The following is a 23,526-nucleotide window of genomic DNA, read 5'->3' as shown; positions in this document are numbered from 1 at the left end:
TGGTGACTCGAAGTTTGCTGAAATGGTGATAGAATGAAACTATGATGTCTTAAATGTAAGAAAGCCCACTTTTCAGTGAGCTTTCTTACATTAGAATCCACCCGCGCTAAATCGGACGTGTTTGAGGATATCCAGAATGTCGTTTATAAAATTGAAGCTTATGAAAAAAGTATGGAAAGCTGACAACAGCGATAAAAAGACTTTAAGACGCATACGCTTTCCGCTTAAAGAAAACTGGTAATTTTTGACTATGCGAAATGGAAAGATTATGCAGGAGCGCAATAGCGTGAGCCTTAACAGCAGCCCAGTAACTAAGTTAACACATGATAAATGTTTTAACATTAACTTTATATAAGAATTGGTAAGTTCGCCAACGTGGACATCAAGGACGACAAGGCGTTACTAAATTTGGTCAGGACTTCGGACAAAGAAGCTTATACCGAACTGTATAACCGCTTTTGGAAATCCCTATATACCTATGCCTTGAAGAAGATCGGAGATCATGATGATGCCTTTGATCTGGTTCAGGAACTGTTTATCGAAATCTGGGATAAACGCGAAAATATCCCTGAAATCCATATCGGATTAGAAAATTACCTGCATGGCTCGGTGTTTTTTAAACTGGCAAAATATTTTCGTACCAAAGGCTTCAAAGAACAACATCAGAAAAACTTTGAGGAATTTTTAAACCGTGAGGGCACGGCGGAAATAGTTACCGACAGGTCGCAGCTTTTAGCAGACGAATTACAATACGAAAGCATTATTCAGGTCATTAATACCACCATTGATGAAATGCCCGAAAAAATGAAACAGATTTTTATCATGAGTAGAAGCGGTAACTATTCTATCTCCGAAATCTCCGAACTTTTAAGTGTTTCTAAGCAAACTGTTAAAAATCAGGTAAGTAATGCATTGATTAAATTAAGGAAATCGACTGAGGAACATAGGCTGGACACCGCGACTATTGTTGTCTTGGTGTGCTTAACAATTTATTAACCTAACATTAATAATTAATTTCTGGTACTATTTCTTTTCTGTGGAACATATAGGTATATGATACACAGAAAAGGATCTTTAGCAAAGCTTTTTGATAATGTTTATAAACACAGGGCTACCAGGCAAGAGAAAGAGCAGGTGGATCGTTGGTACAACCAGCTTGATCTAAAAAATGGCCCCATTTTTTCAGATGAGCAAACAGAAGAACAGGTCAGGATCCGCATGCTGGCAAACCTGAACAGACATATTTCGGGAAATGGAAAAACGTTCAGGCCTCAGCGCCTGCCGGTTTGGATACGTACCGTTGCAGCCGCTGCCCTGTTTTTAATCGGGGGCACTGCGCTGGTCACTTATAACATTCAATTTAAGACAGATGGTACGCAGTTCTCGGGGCATCAAAATGATATACTTCCCGGAGGCGATAAAGCATTCCTAACCCTTTCAGATGGAACTATGGTTGCCCTTTCTACCGCAGAAAATGGTCAAATTGCGGTGCAGGAAGGGCTGGAGGTCGAGAAAACCAGTGAGGGAGAAATCATCTATCAGACAAATCGTATCGCTGCCAGGAATGTCAATGTTTTCAACAGCATAGTAACACCAAATGGGGGACAATACCGCATTACGTTGCCTGATGGCTCCAAAGCCTTATTGAATGCAGCCTCTTCACTAACCTATCCAGTACATTTCTCAAATAGAGAACGACGCATTAAAATGACTGGGGAAGTTTACTTTGAGATAGCCAAAGCCACTAACAGCAAAAACAAACGCATTCCTTTCTTTATAGAAACAGACAAACAGGAAATACAGGTGCTGGGTACGCATTTCAACGTGAACGCTTATAAGAACGAAAGCATGGTAAAAACGACATTGGTAGAAGGCCGTGTAAAAGTAAAGAGCCATCAAGGACAAACTGTACTCCTGAAACCGGGACAACAAGCCCTGCTCACCGACCAACTATGGGTGGAAACGGTCGATATACAACAACAATTAGCCTGGAAAAATGGTGATTTTATTTTCAAGAGCGAAAATCTGCAAAGCGTATTGCGTCAGATAGCCCGATGGTATGACATTGAGGTGGTGTGTCCAGAGCATCTGGAAACCCTGCGCATGAACGGTATGATATCCCGTTCCAAACCGCTATCAACGATAATCGATATGATTGAAACAACCCATGAAAACAAGATTACACTCACATTAAAAGGAAGGAGGTTGATCGTGACAAACTGATACTAACGAGCCCAATAAACACAGCTTAAAAAAACCAAATCCCGAGTGCAATCGGGATCTGGCAAAATGTTAAGCTTATAAAGACTATGCAGGAATTACATCATCACAAATAATATTAACAGAACAAAAATATGAATTTTTATCAAGTCATGCGTGTTATGAAACTCACCATGTTATTAATCATCTGTTTGTTAACTCAGGTAAGTGCGTTTACCCATGCACAACGTCTTACCCTGAGCATGCATAATAGTGATATCCATAAAGTATTAGAAGAAATTCGAAAGCAAACCAATTACGATTTTTCTTATGATACAGACCTGTTTAATAACTCAAAGAAAGTAAATATCTATGTTAGAGGTGCTACCATAAAACAGGTGCTTGATAAGTGCTTTGCCAATCAGCCTTATAGCTACGAAATAAGGAGTGGCTTTGTGGTGATTAACAAAATCAGTACTACATCCACCCCCTCGCAAAAATCCGCCCCACAATCCCAGCAGTCCGGTCGTATCTCTGGTAAAATCATTGATGATAAGGGCGAGCCTCTGCCTGGAGCAAACATTAAGGTGGTACAGGCCGGACAGTCTGCACAGAGCAGTACCAATGGAAATTATATCCTCAATGTTCCGGCGGGTGCCTATACGCTGGAGGTAAGTTATATTTCTTTCCAGACCAAACGCATTACTGAGGTTGAAGTAAAAGCAGGTGGAACTACAACATTGGATATTGTGCTGAAAGTTGCAACAAAACAACTAGATCAGGTAGTGGTAACAGGTAGCTTTAAAACCGAAAGTACCAATGCCCTCTACACCAAACAGAAAAACGAAGCCGGTATTTCTAACGGTATCAGCAGGGAGCAGATTGCTGCATTGCCAGATAAGAACATCGGCGAAACCCTTAAGCGGATCAGTGGTGTAAGTACCACCGATAACAAGCAGGTAGTAGTACGTGGTATAGCCGAACGTTATAATCTGGCCATGATGGACGGTGCCATTCTGCCCAGCACCGATGTGCAGGTACGTGATTTTGAATTTGACATTATCCCTAGCAACCTGATCGATAACGTGGTGGTATCCAAAACGGCAACGCCAGACATGAGCTTTGGCTTTGGCGGTGGATTAGTGCAGGTTAATACCTTTGCCATTCCAAACGAAAATTTTACCACTTTTAACTTTGGCAGCAAGTATATTAATGGTAGCACTGGAAAAGATTTTTTAGGCTATGGACGAGGCAAGAACGATTACTTAGGTTTTGATGATGGCGGTCGGGATCATTTTCCCAAGGATCTTATCCTATTTGACGGACAAAACTATAATCCACGTAATCCTGCAGCACCTGTACCGGATGGCGTAACACCTGTTACCCCTGCAATGATTGCTGAACAGAACAAACGCATTGGCGGCTTGGAACGTATGGGTACAAGAGTGTACAAAACCATGCCAGGGCAGAACTACCAGTTCAGCCTGGGGCGCACATACAACGTTAAGAACAGCCGTTTGGGTTTTGTAGGTTCTCTCAGCTACCGCAACGAGCAGAGCATAGACAATATTTCGCAGTATGAACGGGGCGCTTGGGAAAAAATTGAGAATTATACCTACAATATAGAAAGTGGCGAACAGTTAAACCCTACTACATCAAACCAATACAATTTTAACACCAGTTGGGGCGCATTGCTGAATGCCGGGTATAGTAGCAAAAACCACAAAATCACTTCACGTAATTTCTATTCCCGCATGTTCAGTAATCAGTTTTCACGCATCATGGGCTGGGGAAATGATATTGGATACGATAATAATAATCCGGCCATCCGTGAATATGACCGGCCAAAGTTTATCGACCTACTGCAAAACAGGCTGAACGGTGAGCATACTTTTGGTAGTTTTAAATTGGAATGGAACGCAGCCCGTAACAAGCTGGTAAACCTGGAGCAGGATGCCGTGGAGGCATGGCTGGCTCCAACAGTTACGATGAATGAAACGGTTTACAACGTGATACCAAGTGCTATTACCAATCCCGGATTGGGCACTTTTAACCGTAGCCAATACCGCTACGAAGAGACCAATAACATTGCAGAAGGTGCATTGAGCTATTCTTTTCAGTTACTTGGGCAAAAACAAACGGCAAAAAGTGGTTTTCAGTACCTCGAACGCAAGGGGAAATTAGACTGGACAATTCTGCCTATAGGAGCTGTAAACACTGTAAATAGTGTGTACCCTTATGTACCTGTACAGCAATGGGGGCAGTTTATGGATTTTAACGACCCCCAGAACGACCTGTTTTACTTTGCCGCACCTTTTTCGCATACCGGTTACGAAGGCAAGAACAACAACAAAGCCTGGTATGCCATGCTCGACAACCGATTTACCAGCTGGATGCGTTTGGTATGGGGCATCCGGGGCGAATACTATAAATACGAACGCATTAAGAGTGGTGCCAATGATCTGCTGGTAGACCAGCTCATCAACAACAGTTCGGGCCATCAATATGTAGATCCAGGGACAGGTAAGATCGTATCGCCTTTTGCCGACCCTACTGCAGAAGAAAAAACCTGGCGCTACCTGCCATCGGCAAGCCTTACGTTAACACCGCTGAAAGATTTCAATATCCGTACTGCCTATTCGCAGTCGGTGGTACGTCCATCGTTGATCGAAAATTCCCGGATGATCCGTTTTGACCCTGTTGTGGGCGGTTACCGTAAAAATGAAGGGGTACTATCAACGCAGATAGACCATTACGATTTTCGTCTGGAATGGTATCCTAAAGCTGGAGAAGTGATTTCGGTAGGTTATTTCTACAAATATTTTGATAAGCCGGTAGAGCTGTATCGCGAGCCCATTGGAGCTGATAACCGGGTATATTTAACCACCCAAAACTCCGAATGGGCAAAAGTTCATGGCTGGGAATTCGACCTGCGCAAAAGCCTGGGCTTTATCTATCCCAACTGGAAATTTTTGGAGGACATCTATATAAATGGAAACCTGACCTTGCAACAGTCTGAAGTACAGGCTAGTGTTTTTGAGGGTAAAAGCATGGCTCAGGACAAGTACGATAAAACATATGAATACCGCACCAAGGTGTTGCTCAAAGAAAAAAGACCATTGTTTGGACAGGTACCTGTATTGTATAATATAGGATTGCAATATGCAAGAGAACGTCTGGGTGCCAATATAGCGCTTAACCACATGGGCTATAAAACCTTTACCACCGGACTTACGCCACAGGTAGTAGAGTACGAGCGCCCCCGCACCCAATTAGATGCGCAGTTAAGCTATAAGTTTCTGAAGAACAAAAAATTGCAAGCAAAGCTGAACATGAGTAATATCACTAACAGCTCATACCGCTTTTTTATCAATGACCTAGGCACTTATAAACTGCAAGATAGATGGAAAGGAATGGCAGGAAGCGAAATACCTGCTAATTCATGGGAAGAAATATATGAATGGAAATACGGTTTCTCTCAAAAATACGAAGAAGGTTATTACGAAACTTCGGCAGATGGCAAGACTAAAACCCGCATAGGCGACAGAGATACGTTTGTTCGTAAAATAGGCAGTTCCTTCAGCTTTAGTGTATCGTACTCTTTTTAGCTCCAGTAAACAGATAGATTAAAAACTAAAATAAAAATTACAATGAAACTCAATAAACTATATTTCGCCTGCATGGGTATGCTAATACTCTTACTGGCCACAGCCTGCAATAAAGGTGAAGTTGAATTTTTATATAAAGGTGATATGTTACCTGTCACTTTAAAAGGATATAATGGTAGCAGTGAGCAGTTGATCGTAAAAATAGACACTTTCAAATTCAAATATGAGTTGGGCGAAAACTCAACTATCAATCTAAGTGATGCCTATACTTTTCCAGAAGACAAAAATAAAGCAATATTGACCATTTCCGAAAGAAGTACAGGGAAATTAGTGTTAGAAAGGGAACTGGACAGAAAGGATGGGCCTACTACAATAAGTTTGCTTTATATAGATGGAAAAGTAAGCGATATGCCCGAAGTACCAGCTGTTGAAGAAGGCAAGGTCAAAATGTATTATATGTTTGTGCCTAATGTTACCAATTTTACCGGACTTGTGGATATAGAAGCAGTGAAAATTGACAATCTTTCAGGAGCGATTGAGCGAATTGGTCGAATCAATAATGTAAAACCTTTTGAGTTTACTGCTGAGCAGCTAACCTTTTCAACTTTTAAAACAGGGATACAAGAAATCAATGGGGTTAGGCAGGCCTGGAACCTATATCTACGCATTTATAAGGCTGGTACAAACGAGTATTATACCAATGGAACAGGATATACATGGCATGAAAATTCATCAAACCCTGGTAAGGCTGCTGCTTCAACGGCTTCTTCTACGTTGTATATTGTGGGAGAAGCCCCTTCCGGTACACAAATGAGATTTAGGACGCTATATTCAAAATAAATTAAAGAAACAATGAAACATTATATAAAGCACATAGTATATATAACACTTGTTGCGGGGCTGTTTACGGCTTGCAATAAAGAAGATCTGAATGTAAAAAAAGCCATGCAGATTGTGGTTAATGGCTACAACGGAGGTCAAAATGCCTTACAGATGAGTATAGATACCACGGAGTACAATGTCAATGTAGGTTATGGAAAGTACATTATGAGTTCGGCTTCCATAATAGGATACAGTGTTGTTTACTCCTATGGCTCAGACAAAAAGCGGCTGTTTACACTTACAGATACCATCACAAAACAAGTGGTGTACAGTAAAGAATTGCCTGCAAGTGGTACAAAAGCTATTTTTAATTACATTTTTTTAGAAGGCAAAGAGTTAGACATCAATACTCCGGCAGCAGACCCCGCCACCAATAAACTTGGTTTTTATATTTATTATCCCACAAGTAATGAACCTTTTGATATATTTCTTTATAAGAAGGACAATACAACCGGTCAGGAGTTTCGGGCTTATATTGCCAAAAACGTAACGCCGGGCAAATGGATATATGTGGATTATGTGGCCGTAGCAGATTTTGGTACAAAAAGTTTTTTGGGCAATTCCACCGTATATTTTACCAAAGCAGGTACTACCGACCAATGGGCATTTGATAACGACCAAAGTAAAAGCACCGTGGGTGCAAATACTTTTTTCTTGCCCACAGTAAATGATTTGGGATTGGTGCAACCGTATTTTTATAAGCCTATGCCTTACGGGCAGGGTTTAGCGAAAATGTTCTTCTATCCAGACAGGACATAGCAATATGTAATACGGTAAGATTTTATAAAGATATAACAACAATGAAAGCCATCAGCAAGGCGGGTCTGCTGGTGGCTTTTTATTACATCTCCAGTCGTTGAGCGAACGGTACAGCCAGTATGATGCCTTGTTGGTACAACTGGCAAACTGCATTGCCGAATACGAAGCTTTGTATAAAGAGGTACGGGTAAATGTATTGGGGCCTGCCTTGCGACAAGCCCGTAAAAAAATGGATAAAGACGGTATCAATGGAATAATGCTAAAATTCGATATGTCGGTTATTTAAATTTTTGTTGATGACCTCTTCAGTTTTACTGCTTTTCTTAATATCCTCGATCTGTAGCTGATATGCTCGAAGAAAATGTAGTGGTTTTTATAAAAGCCTCTTAAAACAAGAAAAGCCCAACTTTCGTTGAGCTTTCTTTCAGCAGAGTCGAGCTGCTATTTGTCGAACCTATATGAACATTGTGAGGCCATAGTAAATTTTGAGAATTCGGTTAAAAATCGTGTTAAAGGTGAATATAGAAAGAAGAAGGCATATTTATCATTTTCTAATAGTGAAAATCTAACAATCTAGTTCATATGGAATCATTTTCAGGTTGCTCTTAAAATATCCTGATGTTTCGAAATTGGGATAATCAAAGAATTAATTATATGAAATAATCTTAATAAGAGTACTTGTTTAATGCTAACAGGCGAAGAATTAGAGATCTATCAAGACATCTAAAACCTAAAATACGAAGTGAGGGTGGAAAGCCAAAAAAAATAAAAACATAACCTAATCCTTGAAGTCCTGGTGGAGAGGAGAGATCTTATTTTTTTAATAAGGGGATATTTTGATCAGATTTTTATAAAAATATTTGGATTGGATTGAGGTATATCGTAATATTACAATATAAAACTATGGGACTTACGAAAACAGAAATATTTACAGATAAGCAGAACCAGCTTGCAACCTTCTTAAAAGCTATGGCTCATCCTGCACGTATCGCTATCCTTCAAAGGATACTGATCTCTAACACCTGTATATGCGGTGATCTTGTCGGTGAACTTGGTTTAGCTCAGGCTACCATTTCGCAGCATCTAAAGGAGTTAAAGAATGCAGGAATTATACAGGGTACAATAGAAGGTGTTAGCGTTTGTTATTGTATCAATCCAAAGACATGGAAATTATTGGAAACACAATTAGGAGCCTTTCTTGCTGAATATAAGGGCGAAACAGCTTGCTGTTAACCTTTTTTTATTCCGATTTATCGTTAAATTGCAATAATGCTTTAAATATATAAATTATGAAACTATCAGAAATAAAAGAAATTCTTGTAACGGCTGAAGGCGTGAATTTTAAACTGGAAAATGGTAATTCAGTACCTGAACATTTCCATGTAACAGAAGTAGGAATTATCACAAAGGATTTTATCGACTGTGGGGGTACAGTACGCCATGAAAAAGTGGCCAATTTCCAATTGTGGGATGCCAATGATTATGAACACAGATTAAAAGCAGGAAAACTGCTCAATATCATTTCACTTTCAGAAAAGGTATTGGGAATGGAAGATTCAGAGATTGAGGTGGAATACCAGGCAGAAACCATCGGTAAATATGACTTGGGTTATGATGGCGAGAACTTTCTTTTGATCTCTAAGAAAACGGCATGCCTTGCAATGGATAAATGTGGTGTCCCTGCCGAAAAACAAAAAGTTGAAATGGTAAATCTGACTTCTGGCGCAGCTTGTACCCCAGGTGGTGGATGCTGCTAATACCGTTAGCATGGAGATCATCGAAATGATACCCTTTCATTGGGAAGATGTTCAGTTAATTTATCTGCAAGGAATAGTTACTAAACAAGCCACTTTTCAAACAGATACACCAACATGGGAAGAATGGGAACCCTTCTTCCTGGTTTAAGATATGTAGCAATGGTTAATAACATTGTTGCAGGATGGGCAGCATTGGCTCCAGTTTCCGGCAGGTGTGTTTATGCTGGAGTAACAGAAGTTAGTGTTTATATCCATGAGAATTTTCGGGGTCAGGGTATAGGTAAATCACTGCTTCAAAAATTATTAATTCAAATAGAAAAAGATGGCATTTGGACAATTCAGGTAGGGATTTTTCCAGAAAACCTGTCAAGTATAGCCTTGCATGAAAAGTTGGGATTTCGACAAGTTGGCTATAGAGAAAAAATAGGAAAGATGAATGGAGCTTGGAATGCTATGCACTGTCAATAGTTGCCGTAGTCAAATTGCTGAAGGGTATTTAAGACATTTTGCAGATGGTAGTGTGCAAATTTACAGCGCAGGGATTGAAACACATGGAGTCAACCCCAGAGCAATAAAAATGATGCATGAAAATGGCATTGACATTTCTGCTCATACGTCGAACAACATTAATGAATACATGGATATTGATTTCGATTTTGTTCAGGAAAACTTAAAAGGAGAAACTACACAATTTTAATAAATTCACCTAACGGCATAATCTTATGAAGACGATATTAATACTAACGGATTTTTCGGAAACTGCAAACCATGCAGTTTCCTACCTTTCTTCCATTGCAGGTCAAATGGGAACAGAAAGGATCCTACTGTATCACTCCACTCATATCGATCATCTTGATATGATCATGATTACTGACGTTTTAGTGCCAATGCCAAGCGGACGTTATGAAATCTATAAGGAAGCATTGACAGAACTAGATATGGTGAAAACCAAAATAGAACTTGCCGTTGGAAATAGTGTATCTATCGAGATCATAACAGATGATCGATCTATTCTAAAGGCTGTTGAGGAAATTGTCAGTCATAAAAATGTGGATCTTGTTGTATTGGGAATATCCGGAGCACATGATCAAGGTAAAAATAGCGTAGGTGGAATTCCTGCAAATCTTATGAAAAGACATGAATTCCCATTACTTATTATTCCATCTTCAGCTCCTATTGGTCAAGTCAACAGGATCATGTTAGCGTGTGAATTGAAGGATATTGTAGATGGGTTACCAGATGTCCAGTTTAAAACCATTGTAAAGGCATTCAATGCCTCACTGTATATTGTTAACATTGATCGGGAAGAAGTCCAGGGGGCAGCAGGGTTCATCAAAGAGCAAACTGCATTGCATCATCTTTTAGATGAGCTTCATCCAGAGTTTGATTATCTGGAAGACAAAGATATAGTTTCGGGACTTTTGGAATTCTCAGATCAGAATCAAATTGATCTGATAGTTGCAGTACCTAAGCAAAGAGGGTTTCTCGAAAATCTGTTTCATGAAAGTGCCACTAAAAAACTAGCACTAAAAGCGACTAAACCACTGCTATTACTTCATAAAAATAATTAAATATGTCAGCAACAAATTGCGCGCCTGCAAGTGAAAGAAAAAAATTAAGCTTTTTAGACCGTTACCTCACTCTTTGGATTTTTCTCGCTATGGCAATTGGCGTGTTCATAGGTTTTTTTATTCCATCGTCCTCAGGTTTCATCAACTCATTTTCTAGTGGAACAACAAATATTCCATTAGCAATTGGGCTAATTTTGATGATGTATCCGCCATTAGCTAAAGTTAAATATGAGCAAATGGGTAAAGTATTTAAAGATACTAAGGTTTTAAGTGTGTCATTGGTATTGAACTGGGTAATTGGCCCGATTCTGATGTTCTTCCTTGCCATTACTTTTTTACGGGATTACCCTGAATATATGGTTGGTCTGATCCTTATTGGTTTGGCAAGATGTATTGCGATGGTTGTTGTCTGGAATGAACTTGCTGAAGGAAACCGTGAATATGCTGCCGGATTAATTGCGCTGAACAGTATATTTCAAGTTTTGTTATACAGTGTGTTTGCTTATATTTTCATTACTCTTCTTCCGCCATATTTTGGCCTGCAAGGTCTTGATGTAAATATTACTATTTCGGAAATAGCAAAAAGTGTAGGTATTTATCTGGGCATTCCCTTCGCTATGGGGGTAATCAGCAGATATGCACTGATTGCGCTTAAAGGAGAAGAGTGGTTTCAAAATAAGTTCATACCACTTATTTCGCCAATTACTTTGATCGCATTGCTTTTTACTATTGTAGTGATGTTTAGTTTGAAAGGTGAACTGATCGTTCAAATTCCTATGGACGTGGTAAGGATTGCCATTCCGCTTGTGATTTATTTCTCCATTATGTTTATGGTTAGTTTTTTTGCAGGACGATATTTTGGAGCTGATTATTCTAAGAGTACCTCGATTGCCTTTACTGCTACAGGAAACAACTTTGAACTGGCTATTGCCGTTGCCATTGGTGTATTTGGTATCAATTCCGGGCAAGCATTTGCAGGAGTTATAGGTCCGTTGGTAGAAGTTCCGGCTTTAATTGCTTTAGTAAACCTTGCTTTCTGGTTCAGGAAAAAATATTTTAAAACAGTACCAGCTATTTAATCGTTATGGAAGTCGCATTTACCTTAGCAATCGCATTACTAGTAGCTTTTGTTATACTGGCACTGTTTGATGGGCTGTACCTGCACCTGATCCGTTATTATAGCAGGATCGTTTCGAAACTAAAATGTTGTTAAGTACAACTTATAAAATAAAAAAAACACAAAAGACTTAAACGAACTATATGAAAATTGCTCTTTTCTCAGACATTCATGCCAATCTTCCGGCATTGGAAGCCTTTTTTAAAGATGTTGAAACACGAAATACAGATGCCATTTATTGCCTTGGTGATTTAGTGGGCTATAACATCTGGCCTAATGAAGTAATTGATGAAATCCGTAAACGGGGTATTCCTACTATTGCGGGGAATTATGATTGGGGTATCGGAAGATCAAGCGATGATTGCGGATGCGCCTACAAAACAGACGAAGAGAAAGCGATGGGTAAAGTTTCTATTTCTTTTACCAATGAAATAGTCAAAGATGAGCAGCGTGCTTATTTGAGAACGCTCCCGGCACATATCAGACTGGAATATCAGTTGAATCATGACAAACGTAATGTCCTTTTTGTGCATGGGAGTCCACGTAAAGTAAACGAATACCTATTTGAAGACCGTGATGAGAAAAGCCTGCTCCGTATTATGGAGCAGGCGGACGCTGATATCATGTGTTTCGGTCATACGCATCAGCCATACCACCGCATTTTAAATTCAGGTATCGACGGAAATGATCATTTCCGCCATGCTATAAATATCGGATCAGTAGGAAAACCAAAAGATAAGGATCCTAGAGGCGGTTACGTAATCTTAACCATCAATCCTGATAGTACGGTAACTGATAAAAATAGTATTAAAGTGGAGTTCGTCCGTTTTGAGTATGATATAGAAAAGGCAGCAAAAGCTGTTGAAGACAGTCCTTTGCCTAATGGTTATGCTGATATGTTACGAAACGGATAGCACATGAAGATTGCACTATTTTCAGATATACATGCTAATCTTCCTGCCTTTGAAGCAATGCTGCAGGATATGGATAATCAAAACGAAAGAAGCTTATGCAGATTTGTTGTTTATTGGACATTCGCACAAACCTTATCATAGGGGGGTGGCAACAAGCGAAGGTCAATATAAGCATGTGGTAAATCTTGGTTCTGTGGGTAGACCCTTTCATTTTTTAGTTACCTCTGAACAGATTGAAAGTTATTTAGCTATTGCACGTAAATCTGTTAATGGATATCTTACTATTGGCACGTTTTCAGAAAATGGGCCAAAGAAATGCAGCGGATTAGAGATCAGGCAGTATCATACTACACCTTTTAATACGATCCAAAACTTCTTATTTTGTAGTTTCAAACGGACTTCAGCTATATAAGCCATAACAAATAGCCGAGTAATGCTCCTCCAAAAACGACGAAAGCACTATTCAGCCTTTTAAATTTTAACGTCACTGCAAATCCCAAGATTGCAATTGAAACCGTCCTCCAGTTTGTAATCGATGCCTGGGTCATCTCTACGCAAATGGCTAAAATGATCGATATGGAAGTGACATTTACGGTATCCAGAAAGACCGACATAATTTTTGATTTCCTTAGTTTCGGGATCAAAGGGTTGAGAAAGGAAACAAAAATAAACGAAGGGAGGAATATCCCAATTGTTGCTGCGATTGCTCCAGGTAAACCTGCAATCTGCCAGCCAATGAAAGTTGCAGAGGAAAAAACAGGTCCTGGTGTAAATTGACCTACGGCAATAGCGTCAATCAATTCCTGCTTACTTAATAATCCTGTCTTAACTAATTCGGTATCCAAAAAGGCAAACAACACATATCCACTTCCATATAGAATAGCACCTATTTTGAGGAAAATCCAAAAAAGTTTCCAGTCAGGTTTATCAGACGACCAGATCCCTGCCTGTAACAAAGCAAGAGGGATAATGCTATTTAATGATTGTCTGGGAGACATTATTAAATGAATCAAAATACCAGCCAAACCTCCTCCAAAGAGTATATAGATTTCATTCAGTCCGTATATAGCCAATGCCGCTGCAATAAGCCCAATAATACCCAATTCAACTGTTTTTAACGCTTTTTTTCCTAAGGAGATCATCATGGAAACAATTACAGCTATGATTGCTGGCTTAATGCCATAGAGGAAAGGGCTTACCTCAGGTAGTTTACCATACTCCTGATAAGCCCAGGCGAATACAGTTGTAATGATCACCGCCGGAAGGATAAAACATATGCCTGCGATCAATAGTCCCTTCCATCCAGCCCTTTCATTACCAATATGCATGGTCATTTCTGTTGAATTAGGTCCAGGGATTAAATTGGTCGCGCTGACAAGATCAAGGAAATATGCTGTGGAGAACCATTTACGCTTGCGCACCACTTCTTCTTCCATCATGGCAATGTGGACAGCAGGGCCACCGAAACCAACGCAGCCTAATTTAAAAAATAGTTTCGCTAACTCTTTTAGTCGCTGTTGTTTTGCTTCCATAAATTAAACCTCAATACGCAAAAATTCATCCGTTGTTGTTGCTTGTAATTCTATAACTTGATCGTACCTCTTCTTAGATGATGGAAACTCTTGAATTACCCTATCTTCTAATTTAACATTTGCAAAATGACGTGTGTTGATGATATGTGTTGCTGAATTATACCTATCCCGTTGGTCATCTTCATAATTATCCGGTCTGAACCTTCCTAGTATCTGATAGGTATCGGTGTTGGGGTCTATAATAGTATGGGCAACATACTTTATATCAGTAAGAATCAATATATCTGGTATCTTGTCCAGTCCAGTAATGTCAAGACCGTTAAAGAAGCTACTTGTAAGGAAATTATACTTTGCAACTTGTTTTGGCTTGATCTCATTGAAGGCGTTCTTGAAGTTCTTCAGATCGAAGTTCTTCACACCATCCTCAGAGCAATATACATTTGCAGCGTTTTGCAAGTTGCAATTCTGCATCAGCGCATGTATGCCATTCAGTGTATTAAAGAAGATAAACAGTAAGTCACCCTTATAGTTATCAATGTACTCTTTGAATGCTGCTCCCAGGTTATTGACAGTTAAAAGCTCAATGTCTTTCCTGACCTGCCGATGGTGGTCAACCTTTGTGAACGTAAACCCATTAAATCCGGGGTGTGTAGGCTTAAAGGGTGTAGCGGAGATCATCGCTTTATTATCAAACTTGAAGAAGTGTGACATTGCTGATGTAATATTAACCCTATACCCGCTATCCTTGGTTAGATTGTGGAATTCGTCGAGTAGCAAGAAATAATCAGTGTAAGGGTTACCACCCGTTCTTTGAATTGCAGAGATCACTTTACCTAATCCCTCCGGGGTAGAGAGGAACTTTACTTTTCGGCCTTTGCGGTTTATTATATGATTTACAAGGTGAGTAGTTGACTGTTTCTCCGTAACTGGAAAGGTGTAGTCAATCGATTGGTGATCGGCGTGCTTATTATTTATCTGGCACTTATGTGGTAATACTAATATGCTGTGTCTGTCGGCTCTGATTTCGCTATAAGTTGCTCCCAAACCAGTGATTACCTTATTAAGAATAATGTTGTTAGGAATAGGGGTTAACCGAGGTTCATCTATCATTCTTAAAGCAGTAGTCTTAATTGTCCAGTCTATTGGGGCTATCATGATCCAAGTCTTATATATAGTAGCAGGTTGTTAAGGGTAATCAATCCAGTGTAAAGATATTAACAATTGCAACTCGTGCAACGAGGGAGATTGCATTTTAGGTTGGCGCATGCGCCAACAGATGCGCCAAATAAATGCTGATTGATAGCGTTTATGACTTTTTATTGTGCAATAAATAGGTTTGTTATATTTGAATAAGCAAGGGCTAGTTGCGTTATTCTGTAAATCGTTGAATATCAGGTTTTTTGAACGTGAAAAAAGCCCACTTTTCTGTGAGCTTTTATTCAGTAGCGGGGAGCAGGATCGAACTGCCGACCTCAGGGTTATGAATCCTGCGCTCTAACCATCTGAGCTACCCCGCCGGGCTTTTAATCGGTAAAAAATCGATGTGATTTTCTAAAGAGTTGCAAATATAGAGTTTTATTCTTTTTCAATGAAATTAAATGTAAAATATATTCTCCTATATCATTAAAGCGGCTTTTATCTCTGCTTATTCTTCCGAATGCTATTGCTTATACTGGTGAATTAGTTCGTTGATTTTTAGTTTCTTATTTAATATAATTTCCTGCCCAAAAACTATATTATTTGGATATTTCTATATCTGCTGTCTCATGTATTTCTCATTTAGTTTTTATTTACTGTTTTCATTTATTCAAAAATTGAAGAGTGATGCTATTCTAATTCCTCCATAGCTTAGGAATAAATATAATAGCGAAGCCTAATAAGATATAGAATACAAATTCCTCAAATCCATAAGCAGTAAAAATACCATAGAAAGTTCCTTCCCATTTTCCTGTAAAGTTGCTAAAGGTTTTATCATAAAAAGTTACGAATGGCCAAAATTGCTCTGGCTTATTTTCTCTGCTAAGAAAATATGAAGGTTCATAATAGTGTTCAGTTTTACTAAAGTCTACAGCTCCTTCTATGTTTGCTAAATTTACAAAAAGAGCAAAGGAATGAATTAAACACCATATTATTAAGAACCTCTTTTGGTTCTTTGTGACAGAATAATGTCTCATTTTTTTCTTACCGATGAAATCCCTCATAGGTTGTTTTGTAAATACAATAAGCGTGAGATTATAACCGCATCTATCTTAGAGGCCCTAGGAAGCCCGCACAACAGAGGGTTACATCCCACGCTTATTGCATGAGACGTTGACCTATCTGCTCTTGTTGTGCTTGAAATTTCCTAGGTTTCTAAGACAAGAACTTTAGTTAACGCTTATATTGTTAATTTTAATTTATGTTTTCTCGTTTGTTATTTTAGATGATTCCTCCTTTTTTCTTGTAAAGATATTAACTATTAATGAGATTTAATGTTGCTCTTGTTCTATCGTTATCCTTATAGGGATGGAATAGGGGTTTGCTCTTTCTACCTTGTTGCCTTCTGTAATATTACCAATGCAATCATTCCTATTGCAATGTTAATGATAATAGATTTAAAGCTGACTTTATAATCATCTTTTACTAATACTGCTCTGACTACAGCACCAATCCAAAATGCTATAGCAAATGCTATTGGTGTTATTAATGCGATTATAATTCCTTCTAGTGTTTTCATTCGTTTTTATTTATGCCGGGGGGGAATATTCCTCTTCGATTTTTAGGCCGGGTGTTTTGTATGTAGTAAGCGCTCTCGTATTGTAACATAAGCAAGGAAAAATTTTACAAAATTTTGTGTTTCATAAAGTAACCAAATGGGTAAATCTTTATATCTATGGTGTGATACTTTTATTAAAAAGCATTAAGTTATTTTTAATAATAGCGGGATTGTTTCTTCTTACTCGTGTTCGTATTTGAAAGATTTAGGATTTAGTGTTTTGTATAATTAGGGGTATCTATTACTATTAATATTTTTTAGGACACCCTTATACTACAATTTATCTAAATCTTAAATCTTCAAAATATTATGCTATAATGGCTTTACTCTTTTTGAATGTATATCGTAATGACTTAGAACTTAAATAAGCTTTAAAATTATCCGATAAAATACGTTGCCCATAATTCTCATCAACTATTCCTTCTGCCTTTAAATTGCCTAACATATCTTTCATGTCATACTCCTTACCAATTTCCGGATTTAAGGTTTCAAAATAATCATACAGTGGTTTTCCAAATCGTTGCAACAACTGGTTAATGTGCATATTCAATTTTAGAGGCTTTTGGAGTCCATTAGCTAAATAATATTGAATACACTTAATGATAAACGTATAAAATCCATTCCACTCAAATGAATTCCATTCTTCTTTAAAAAAGGTTGTTCCATGTTCGGCTACAATTGGCTGTTCTACACCTTCCTTAATTTTAGTTGAATAATAATCAGATAGTTCAATAACAAATTGTCTTCTCGCACGTGTTGTACCTGCACTTGCTAATATTATATTAGATGCAATTACAAATTTTGGCATATCCTCTTTTAGAATATGAAAAGGAGATTTAAACTTTTTTTCGACAATAAGACCTTCTGTCAATATTGAGTTTAATACATCTATATTGAACGTCTTCGAAACATCATCAATGAATACTATAGGAGTACCATCTTTTACTGTTTGAAATAGGAACTGAGAATCTAATTTCAATCCTTTTCCATTTAAATAGGCCGTTTCTGCTTTAATGTTTTCTAATGCTTGTCGAATAAGACCTTTTCCAGTTCCTCCAGATGGTGTATAAATGTCTGCTAGTGTTTCATCATAGAGAAGTACCGCTTGTGCATTTGCAGGATTATTATAACCATGTAGTAAATATCCAAATACAGAACGAATCGCATTCTTCCTATCTGTTTGGTTGTTTGCTATATTGATTATGAATTTTACAAAAGGAGATTCTTTCCAATTAGATTGCAGTGTAAACTCTCTATTAATTATTTGTGACTCCAAAATAAGAGTGTCCTTATATTGAGTGTAATCTTTTATCTCAAATCCTTTTTTGGTTACATTAACAACGACATTCTTAAAAGGCAAATACGCATTTTCCTTATCGTCTTTTAGTATTTTTCTGTTATCTGACTCCAATGTTGATAAGAACAGTTCGTTAATAATAAGTGTATACTGCTTAAGAAATGTATTTCTTAATTGTCTAATTCCAATCCGTTTGACTTCTGTCTTATCTTTTGAGCTATGCAGTTCAATTGGCTTATCAATACTCCAAATATAGGCTTTCGTATATTCTAAGATGTCCTTTGGATAAACGTATTTTACAATGTTTCCCGTAACTTTTGTAAAAACAATTGAGCCATCAGTTGCTATCTTTTTAAAAAATCCATGTTCATTGAAGAAAAGCAAGAATCCCTCTCTACTTAATCCAGTTAGACTTAATTCCTTTGAAAATTCCCAAAGATGGTATGCCCTTGTTTTTGTACCTACTTCAACTAGCTCATCATAGTTTACTGCTTCCTTGTAAATACCTTTTCCAGTATTTGTTATGTTACCTTTTTGCATTGTTATATTTTTTATGCAAAGAAATACAAGTACAAAGGGGGTATAAAGTCCGGTCGATAAATTGTCGTTAATCCAAATCTTTGATTTTATTTTTAAGAAGGTCTTTCACCCCTATCAATTTAGAACTGTAAAGTTTACTTTCTCTATGTGGTTTAGATGGTGGTTTTCCTGATGCTTTTATATACTTCCAAAAAGCGTTGATGTAGACTAATTCCGATGAGATTTTTAGGATATTATTCTCTTTCAGTATATCAATTAACATCCATACTGTTCCTTTATTCCTTGGTTTTATTATAGAATCACCCTGAATATTAGTGATTCCTAAATCTACTAATACTCCATCCACCATTGCGATGTTTTTATCTACTACAGAATTGCTGCCATTGAATATAGACCTGAATTCTACTTCAACTTCAAGAAGTCCATTAAGATAGTGGACACTATCGTATGCAGCTCTTATAAACTCCGCATAGTATCCTTGTTCTATTTTAATGATGTTGCCTGTATTTGGTTGTACTAGTTTAAACCCTTTATGACTTATTACTCCGTTTTTATCTATGAACAATCTTTCTAATTCTTCAAGTTCATCTATTAGACTTGAATCCTTTCCAATACCAAATTTCTGGGCATCTTCAATATATCTAATATCTACTTCCAATAGAGTAGTAAGTGATTTTAATTTTGCCTTATATCTATCTAAGCTTCTGTAGTTATTATAAAGTACTTCTTCAATGAGAAATGACTGCTCAACTCCTCTTTCACTATCTAAGGTAGTTCCTCTCTGTAAATCAAAATATGCGTTTGCTTGTCCTACTAAACTTTTATATTCCTCTAACTCCTGTTTAAACATAATCGGGTAGCCTTTTTATTAAAACAAAACTATCTATTATAAGAATACCCTGATTAATATCTTTTATTTTTTAATTATGAAAGCTAATTATCTCTTTCCCTATAAGGAGAACTACCTAATACCTCAGAAAATTTAAAAGCCCCTAGAACTTAATCTAGGAGCTTGTTTATCATTGGTCTATTTTACAAAGTAGGCATTGATTGAATTAGATTTTCATTACTTATTTCTCCTAACCCCCTTAGGTAATTTAACGTTACAATCATATTGGAGTGCTGCAATAGCTGTTGTATGATTTGTAAGTCCTTTGTTTTACGATAAACGTTTACAACTGCTGTATGTCTAAATGAATATAAAGTTTGATTTTCTAAGACTAGATTTTGTTTAAGCATTTTACGTTTTGCTCTTGACCATTGAGTTTTAAAGTAATCATCATTAAACGTTATTTGATTATCAAGTGTGAAGATATTGGTCTCCATATCTGTAACGGCTGATAGTTGTTTTTTTAGTTCCAATTGAAGATATGGAGGGATAAATACAGTTCTAATTCTACCACTTTTATTTTCGCCACCTGATAGTAGAATTTGTGTGAAATCCTCATTAATATGCTTTCTTTTCAATCCTCTTATTTCTTGGTGTGGTCTTAATAAGCAACCGTAAGTTATTAGAGCGCATAAGTATAGGTTGTAATTCTCCTCCTTCAAGAATTCTAAAACGTTTTTTAATTGTTGCTCTGGGTAAATCTCATGTAACTTTGCCTTCGTCTTTTGCTTAGCTGTTGTCGCGATTGGATTTTTTTCTAAATACCCTTTTCTCACCACTTCTGAATAAAAGATACAAAGCATTCTTCTTTTGTTCATGTAGTGTCTGCCTGAACTCTTAAATTGGTTTAGAAACTGCTCTATTGTATTGGAGGGAATATCCTTAATTTCTCTCTCTAAAAGGACAGGTTTTAGAAACTCCAAGTATTGGGAACATATCTTTTGCAAATCTCTTTTATAGGTTTTGCTATACGGAGAATTCAACTTCTCATTTAGTATCTGTAAAAAGCAAGATTTAGTATCTATATTTTCATTTGTTTCCACTACGATATTAGGATTCCAATTGTTACTTAACGCTTTATGGAATTCAAATTGAAGCTGTTTTAGTAGAGTATTTCTTTGCTTAATAGTTTTTGCATGATTGGGAAATATGGGTAGGTTTAATTTGTTTCCATTGTAGATTTTGTATCTTTTATTATCGTAATAGAAGTAGATGAAGGAGCGTGAATTTAAATCTCCATTTGTTGAGATTTGAGGTTGGGTATACATAAATCGTGTAGATTATGTATAAGCAATAACGAAAAGTTTAAACGGTGGTTTCCCTTGTAGATTTCATCCTATTATAATGAATTGTCTCATTCATGTATCAAAACTTACAATTTAAGTCAAAATGCTTGATTGGAATTGATGAAGTGGGATTGTGAAAGGGTTATGAATCCTGCGCTCTAACCATCTGAGCTACCCCGCCGGATTTTAAAAATAATACATGCTGTATTAGTTGTAATATTTTTTGGAGCTGCAAATATAGGAGAATGATTTCAAATAATGAAAAATAAATATACAATAAGTCTTTTAATGAAGTTTTTGTGGTGATACTAAGCTACTTATTTTTAATTCATGATTGTCCTGAACAAACCTCACTATAATAATTTAAAGCCCTATATGCTCTATCAATATCTGATTTTCCGTTAGGTGTCTGATTGAAGTGTATGACCTTTTGTGTAATAAAAAATCAGAGTGATTTTCTAAAGAGTTGCAAATATAGAATAAATTACTTTTCTTTAGAAATCAGTGTTATACAATAAATAGAAAATAAGTGTCAACGATGTCAGAAAAGAAAAAATTTACCCTGGAATATGAGTTGAGATCGTCTCCACGTATTTTGTTCAGCTTCATTAGTGAGCCTAATGGTCTTTCTCAGTGGTTTGCCGATGACGTGATTTTCCGTGACCAGCTTTATACATTCACATGGGATGATGAAATACAAAAAGCAAAGCTTTTAAGTATAAAGGAAAATAAACTTGTGAAATTCAAATGGCTGGATGATGAACCTCATTGTTATTTCGAAATGGAAATAGTACAGGATGAATTAACAAATGATGTAGCACTTTCTATTACTGACTTTGCTACAGAAGATACCCTTGCTGAACGTACATTAATCTGGGATAATCAAATAAACTACCTGCATAGTGTATTAGGTGCTTAATTTTCCGTTGGCTTTGCCTACATTTGTATATTGAAAAAGATACATTTACTACTTGTCAAAGCATTTATAAGGCCTTTCTTCGTCACTTTTTTTATAGTGATGTTTATTCTATTGATGCTCTTTTTGTTTAAGTATGTTGACGATCTGATCGGAAAAGGATTTGAATGGTACGTCATACTTGAATTAATGTACTACGCATCTGCAGCAAATGTTTCAATGGCACTCCCGCTGTCCATTTTGCTGTCTTCAATTATGACTTTCGGTACGCTGGGAGAGAATTACGAGCTTGTTGCAATTAAATCAGCAGGAATATCTTTGCAAAAGGCAATGATGCCATTATTGGTACTGATTATTGGTCTTGCCATTAGCTCCTTTATCTTTTCAGACTATATGCTACCCAAAGCAAATCTAAAATTTGGATCATTGCTGTGGGATATCAGAAACAAAAAACTATCCTTTCTGATTAAAGAGGGGGTTTTTAATAATAGTATACCAGGATATTCTATCAGGGTTGATAAGAAATATGATAATGGCAAATTGAAAAATGTAATGATCTATGATCATACAGGAAACAATGGGATTGCTAAAATCATCATCGCCAAAGAAGGGAAAATGTCGAAAGACGATGATTATTTATTGCTTAAACTTCATGATGGAGTAAGGTATGAAGAGTCGAGCGGAAAAAATACGTCTTATAATCCACGACAAGAACTAACCCGAATGCGGTTTAAAGAAACCGATCAGAAATTTGATATTTCTAGCTTTAAGATGAATCGGACTGATGAGGAGGGGTTTAGAGGGAATACGCAAATGCTCGATCTAAAAGGGCTTAAAAAGAAAGAAGACTCACTATCACGGGAATTGGATAGCGTCAATAAGTTTGCAGCATTGAATGTAAGTAGTTATTACAAGCAGAATAACTACACCAAAGGCTATACGAAAGAACTTCCTAAAGTAAAAGCTGTTGAAGAGCCTGTTTTAAAAACGGTTCCTAAAGATCAAAAACTAGCCGTTGTGCAGGGAGCGCTGGATCAAGCTAATTCAGTGATGCAAACTGCTTCTGGACGTATGTCCGATTTTGCTGATCGGACAAAGGCTATTATTAAGGTGCAGATTGAATATCAAAAGAAATTTACGCTCGCAGTTTCTTGTTTACTACTGTTTTTTATAGGGGCACCATTGGGAGCTATTATTAGAAAGGGTGGCTTAGGACTACCTGTAGTGGTCGCTATCGTGTTTTTCTTGTTATATCATATTATTGCAACAGTATCAGAGAAATCTGCTACAACAGGGTCTTTGACTCCATTTTTCGGGATGTGGCTAGCCATTATCATATTGTCCCCATTGGGGGCATTTTTAACTTACAAAGCAACGGTTGACTCCGCTTTGTTCGATGTAAATTATTTTAAACAGATATTCCTAAACTTGCTTAAAAAATTTAACAGGAAAAAGGCTGCGGAAGGAAGCTAATCAATAATAAGGGTACAACTGTTTATTCATT

24 protein-coding genes, 1 tRNA gene and 1 pseudogene are annotated in these 23,526 nt (G+C 37.2%); 18 read left to right on the top strand and 8 right to left on the bottom strand.

The features are described from left to right. The first annotated feature begins 375 nt into the window (after positions 1–375). The 16 genes and pseudogenes from ABDJ41_RS10320 (at position 376) to ABDJ41_RS10245 (ending at position 13,219) form a co-directional block, all read left to right on the top strand. Positions 376–996 carry an RNA polymerase sigma factor gene (locus ABDJ41_RS10320; RefSeq protein ID WP_349785916.1) on the top strand — a complete coding sequence of 207 codons (621 nt, stop codon included), beginning with the start codon at positions 376–378 and terminating at the stop codon, positions 994–996. Positions 997–1,053: 57 nt separating this feature from the next. Beyond that, positions 1,054–2,223: a FecR family protein gene (locus tag ABDJ41_RS10315; protein ID WP_349785915.1), complete on the top strand. Its 1,170-nt coding sequence runs from the start codon at positions 1,054–1,056 to the stop codon at positions 2,221–2,223. Positions 2,224–2,354: 131 nt separating this feature from the next. Then, positions 2,355–5,807, top strand: coding sequence for a TonB-dependent receptor (locus tag ABDJ41_RS10310; protein WP_349785914.1), 3,453 nt, complete (start codon positions 2,355–2,357; stop codon positions 5,805–5,807). Positions 5,808–5,849: 42 nt separating this feature from the next. Further along, positions 5,850–6,647, top strand: coding sequence for a hypothetical protein (locus ABDJ41_RS10305; protein WP_349785912.1), 798 nt, complete (start codon positions 5,850–5,852; stop codon positions 6,645–6,647). A 12-nt stretch (positions 6,648–6,659) separates the two neighbouring features. Continuing rightward, complete coding sequence (locus tag ABDJ41_RS10300; protein WP_349785911.1) at positions 6,660–7,448, top strand: hypothetical protein; 789 nt, start codon at positions 6,660–6,662, stop codon at positions 7,446–7,448. 97 nt (positions 7,449–7,545) lie between these two features. After that, complete coding sequence (locus tag ABDJ41_RS10295; RefSeq protein ID WP_349785910.1) at positions 7,546–7,734, top strand: hypothetical protein; 189 nt, start codon at positions 7,546–7,548, stop codon at positions 7,732–7,734. A 617-nt stretch (positions 7,735–8,351) separates the two neighbouring features. Then, a complete protein-coding gene (locus ABDJ41_RS10290; protein WP_349785909.1) occupies positions 8,352–8,681 on the top strand; it encodes an ArsR/SmtB family transcription factor in 330 nt (109 codons plus the stop codon). A 56-nt stretch (positions 8,682–8,737) separates the two neighbouring features. After that, positions 8,738–9,205, top strand: a complete 468-nt coding sequence (locus ABDJ41_RS10285; RefSeq protein ID WP_349785908.1) for a DUF6428 family protein — start codon at positions 8,738–8,740, stop codon at positions 9,203–9,205. A gap of 10 nt (positions 9,206–9,215) precedes the next feature. Then, the gene (locus ABDJ41_RS10280) at positions 9,216–9,353 is read left to right on the top strand and encodes a hypothetical protein (protein ID WP_349785907.1); all 138 of its coding nucleotides are present in this window, start codon (positions 9,216–9,218) and stop codon (positions 9,351–9,353) included. Continuing rightward, positions 9,329–9,673: a GNAT family N-acetyltransferase gene (locus ABDJ41_RS10275; protein WP_349785906.1), complete on the top strand. Its 345-nt coding sequence runs from the start codon at positions 9,329–9,331 to the stop codon at positions 9,671–9,673. The genes ABDJ41_RS10280 and ABDJ41_RS10275 overlap by 25 nt, the downstream gene beginning before the upstream one ends. After that, positions 9,642–9,866, top strand: a pseudogene (locus ABDJ41_RS10270) (arsenate reductase/protein-tyrosine-phosphatase family protein); the annotation flags it as partial. The gene ABDJ41_RS10275 and the pseudogene ABDJ41_RS10270, both read left to right, overlap by 32 nt. 61 nt (positions 9,867–9,927) lie before the next feature. Further along, entirely contained in the window at positions 9,928–10,776 is an 849-nt protein-coding gene (locus ABDJ41_RS10265) for a universal stress protein (RefSeq protein WP_349785905.1), read from the top strand. A gap of 2 nt (positions 10,777–10,778) precedes the next feature. Further along, entirely contained in the window at positions 10,779–11,855 is a 1,077-nt protein-coding gene (gene arsB, locus ABDJ41_RS10260) for an ACR3 family arsenite efflux transporter (protein WP_349785904.1), read from the top strand. Between the two features lie 181 nt (positions 11,856–12,036). Then, complete coding sequence (locus tag ABDJ41_RS10255) at positions 12,037–12,807, top strand: metallophosphoesterase family protein (RefSeq protein ID WP_349785903.1); 771 nt, start codon at positions 12,037–12,039, stop codon at positions 12,805–12,807. Between the two features lie 3 nt (positions 12,808–12,810). After that, complete coding sequence (locus ABDJ41_RS10250) at positions 12,811–12,948, top strand: hypothetical protein (protein ID WP_349785902.1); 138 nt, start codon at positions 12,811–12,813, stop codon at positions 12,946–12,948. Between the two features lie 4 nt (positions 12,949–12,952). Continuing rightward, a complete protein-coding gene (locus ABDJ41_RS10245) occupies positions 12,953–13,219 on the top strand; it encodes a hypothetical protein (protein ID WP_349785901.1) in 267 nt (88 codons plus the stop codon). Here ABDJ41_RS10245 and chrA read toward each other — a convergent pair. From chrA to ABDJ41_RS10205, 8 genes are all read right to left on the bottom strand, one after another. Beyond that, positions 13,212–14,339, bottom strand: coding sequence for a chromate efflux transporter (gene chrA / locus ABDJ41_RS10240; RefSeq protein WP_349785900.1), 1,128 nt, complete (start codon positions 14,337–14,339; stop codon positions 13,212–13,214). The genes ABDJ41_RS10245 and chrA overlap by 8 nt on opposite strands. 3 nt (positions 14,340–14,342) lie before the next feature. Continuing rightward, a complete protein-coding gene (locus tag ABDJ41_RS10235) occupies positions 14,343–15,494 on the bottom strand; it encodes a hypothetical protein (RefSeq protein ID WP_349785899.1) in 1,152 nt (383 codons plus the stop codon). A 288-nt stretch (positions 15,495–15,782) separates the two neighbouring features. Then, positions 15,783–15,856: transfer RNA gene (locus ABDJ41_RS10230), tRNA-Met, on the bottom strand. A gap of 315 nt (positions 15,857–16,171) precedes the next feature. After that, a complete protein-coding gene (locus ABDJ41_RS10225; RefSeq protein ID WP_349785898.1) occupies positions 16,172–16,540 on the bottom strand; it encodes a hypothetical protein in 369 nt (122 codons plus the stop codon). A gap of 326 nt (positions 16,541–16,866) precedes the next feature. Next, complete coding sequence (locus tag ABDJ41_RS10220; protein ID WP_349785897.1) at positions 16,867–17,055, bottom strand: hypothetical protein; 189 nt, start codon at positions 17,053–17,055, stop codon at positions 16,867–16,869. Between the two features lie 346 nt (positions 17,056–17,401). Further along, positions 17,402–18,931: a primase-helicase family protein gene (locus ABDJ41_RS10215; RefSeq protein ID WP_349785896.1), complete on the bottom strand. Its 1,530-nt coding sequence runs from the start codon at positions 18,929–18,931 to the stop codon at positions 17,402–17,404. Between the two features lie 67 nt (positions 18,932–18,998). Then, positions 18,999–19,781: a hypothetical protein gene (locus ABDJ41_RS10210; RefSeq protein WP_349785894.1), complete on the bottom strand. Its 783-nt coding sequence runs from the start codon at positions 19,779–19,781 to the stop codon at positions 18,999–19,001. Between the two features lie 182 nt (positions 19,782–19,963). Beyond that, complete coding sequence (locus ABDJ41_RS10205; protein WP_349785893.1) at positions 19,964–21,088, bottom strand: tyrosine-type recombinase/integrase; 1,125 nt, start codon at positions 21,086–21,088, stop codon at positions 19,964–19,966. Between the two features lie 556 nt (positions 21,089–21,644). Here ABDJ41_RS10205 and ABDJ41_RS10200 point away from each other — a divergent pair. Next, the gene (locus ABDJ41_RS10200) at positions 21,645–22,025 is read left to right on the top strand and encodes an START-like domain-containing protein (protein WP_349785892.1); all 381 of its coding nucleotides are present in this window, start codon (positions 21,645–21,647) and stop codon (positions 22,023–22,025) included. Between the two features lie 30 nt (positions 22,026–22,055). After that, positions 22,056–23,495 (top strand): LptF/LptG family permease, encoded by a 1,440-nt coding sequence (locus tag ABDJ41_RS10195; RefSeq protein ID WP_349785891.1) that lies wholly within the window; start codon positions 22,056–22,058, stop codon positions 23,493–23,495. Positions 23,496–23,526 lie beyond the last annotated feature (31 nt).

Source organism: Pedobacter sp. ASV1-7 (assembly GCF_040203335.1).
Lineage (GTDB): Bacteria > Bacteroidota > Bacteroidia > Sphingobacteriales > Sphingobacteriaceae > Pedobacter.
Note: the sequence above shows the minus strand (reverse complement) of the source record. Positions and strands in the feature narration are given on the sequence as shown.

What these genes read in the sequence shown, in the direction of transcription:
- ABDJ41_RS10315 (WP_349785915.1), top strand. Translation starts at nt 1,054, where the DNA reads ATGATACACAGAAAAGGATCTTTAGCAAAGCTTTTTGATAATGTTTAT.
- ABDJ41_RS10310 (WP_349785914.1), top strand. Translation starts at nt 2,355, where the DNA reads ATGAATTTTTATCAAGTCATGCGTGTTATGAAACTCACCATGTTATTA.
- ABDJ41_RS10305 (WP_349785912.1), top strand. Translation starts at nt 5,850, where the DNA reads ATGAAACTCAATAAACTATATTTCGCCTGCATGGGTATGCTAATACTC.
- ABDJ41_RS10300 (WP_349785911.1), top strand. Translation starts at nt 6,660, where the DNA reads ATGAAACATTATATAAAGCACATAGTATATATAACACTTGTTGCGGGG.
- ABDJ41_RS10290 (WP_349785909.1), top strand. Translation starts at nt 8,352, where the DNA reads ATGGGACTTACGAAAACAGAAATATTTACAGATAAGCAGAACCAGCTT.
- ABDJ41_RS10285 (WP_349785908.1), top strand. Translation starts at nt 8,738, where the DNA reads ATGAAACTATCAGAAATAAAAGAAATTCTTGTAACGGCTGAAGGCGTG.
- ABDJ41_RS10280 (WP_349785907.1), top strand. Translation starts at nt 9,216, where the DNA reads ATGGAGATCATCGAAATGATACCCTTTCATTGGGAAGATGTTCAGTTA.
- ABDJ41_RS10275 (WP_349785906.1), top strand. Translation starts at nt 9,329, where the DNA reads ATGGGAACCCTTCTTCCTGGTTTAAGATATGTAGCAATGGTTAATAAC.
- ABDJ41_RS10265 (WP_349785905.1), top strand. Translation starts at nt 9,928, where the DNA reads ATGAAGACGATATTAATACTAACGGATTTTTCGGAAACTGCAAACCAT.
- arsB (WP_349785904.1), top strand. Translation starts at nt 10,779, where the DNA reads ATGTCAGCAACAAATTGCGCGCCTGCAAGTGAAAGAAAAAAATTAAGC.
- ABDJ41_RS10255 (WP_349785903.1), top strand. Translation starts at nt 12,037, where the DNA reads ATGAAAATTGCTCTTTTCTCAGACATTCATGCCAATCTTCCGGCATTG.
- ABDJ41_RS10250 (WP_349785902.1), top strand. Translation starts at nt 12,811, where the DNA reads ATGAAGATTGCACTATTTTCAGATATACATGCTAATCTTCCTGCCTTT.
- chrA (WP_349785900.1), bottom strand. Translation starts at nt 14,339, where the DNA reads ATGGAAGCAAAACAACAGCGACTAAAAGAGTTAGCGAAACTATTTTTT.
- ABDJ41_RS10235 (WP_349785899.1), bottom strand. Translation starts at nt 15,494, where the DNA reads ATGATAGCCCCAATAGACTGGACAATTAAGACTACTGCTTTAAGAATG.
- ABDJ41_RS10225 (WP_349785898.1), bottom strand. Translation starts at nt 16,540, where the DNA reads ATGAGGGATTTCATCGGTAAGAAAAAAATGAGACATTATTCTGTCACA.
- ABDJ41_RS10220 (WP_349785897.1), bottom strand. Translation starts at nt 17,055, where the DNA reads ATGAAAACACTAGAAGGAATTATAATCGCATTAATAACACCAATAGCA.
- ABDJ41_RS10215 (WP_349785896.1), bottom strand. Translation starts at nt 18,931, where the DNA reads ATGCAAAAAGGTAACATAACAAATACTGGAAAAGGTATTTACAAGGAA.
- ABDJ41_RS10210 (WP_349785894.1), bottom strand. Translation starts at nt 19,781, where the DNA reads ATGTTTAAACAGGAGTTAGAGGAATATAAAAGTTTAGTAGGACAAGCA.
- ABDJ41_RS10205 (WP_349785893.1), bottom strand. Translation starts at nt 21,088, where the DNA reads ATGTATACCCAACCTCAAATCTCAACAAATGGAGATTTAAATTCACGC.
- ABDJ41_RS10200 (WP_349785892.1), top strand. Translation starts at nt 21,645, where the DNA reads ATGTCAGAAAAGAAAAAATTTACCCTGGAATATGAGTTGAGATCGTCT.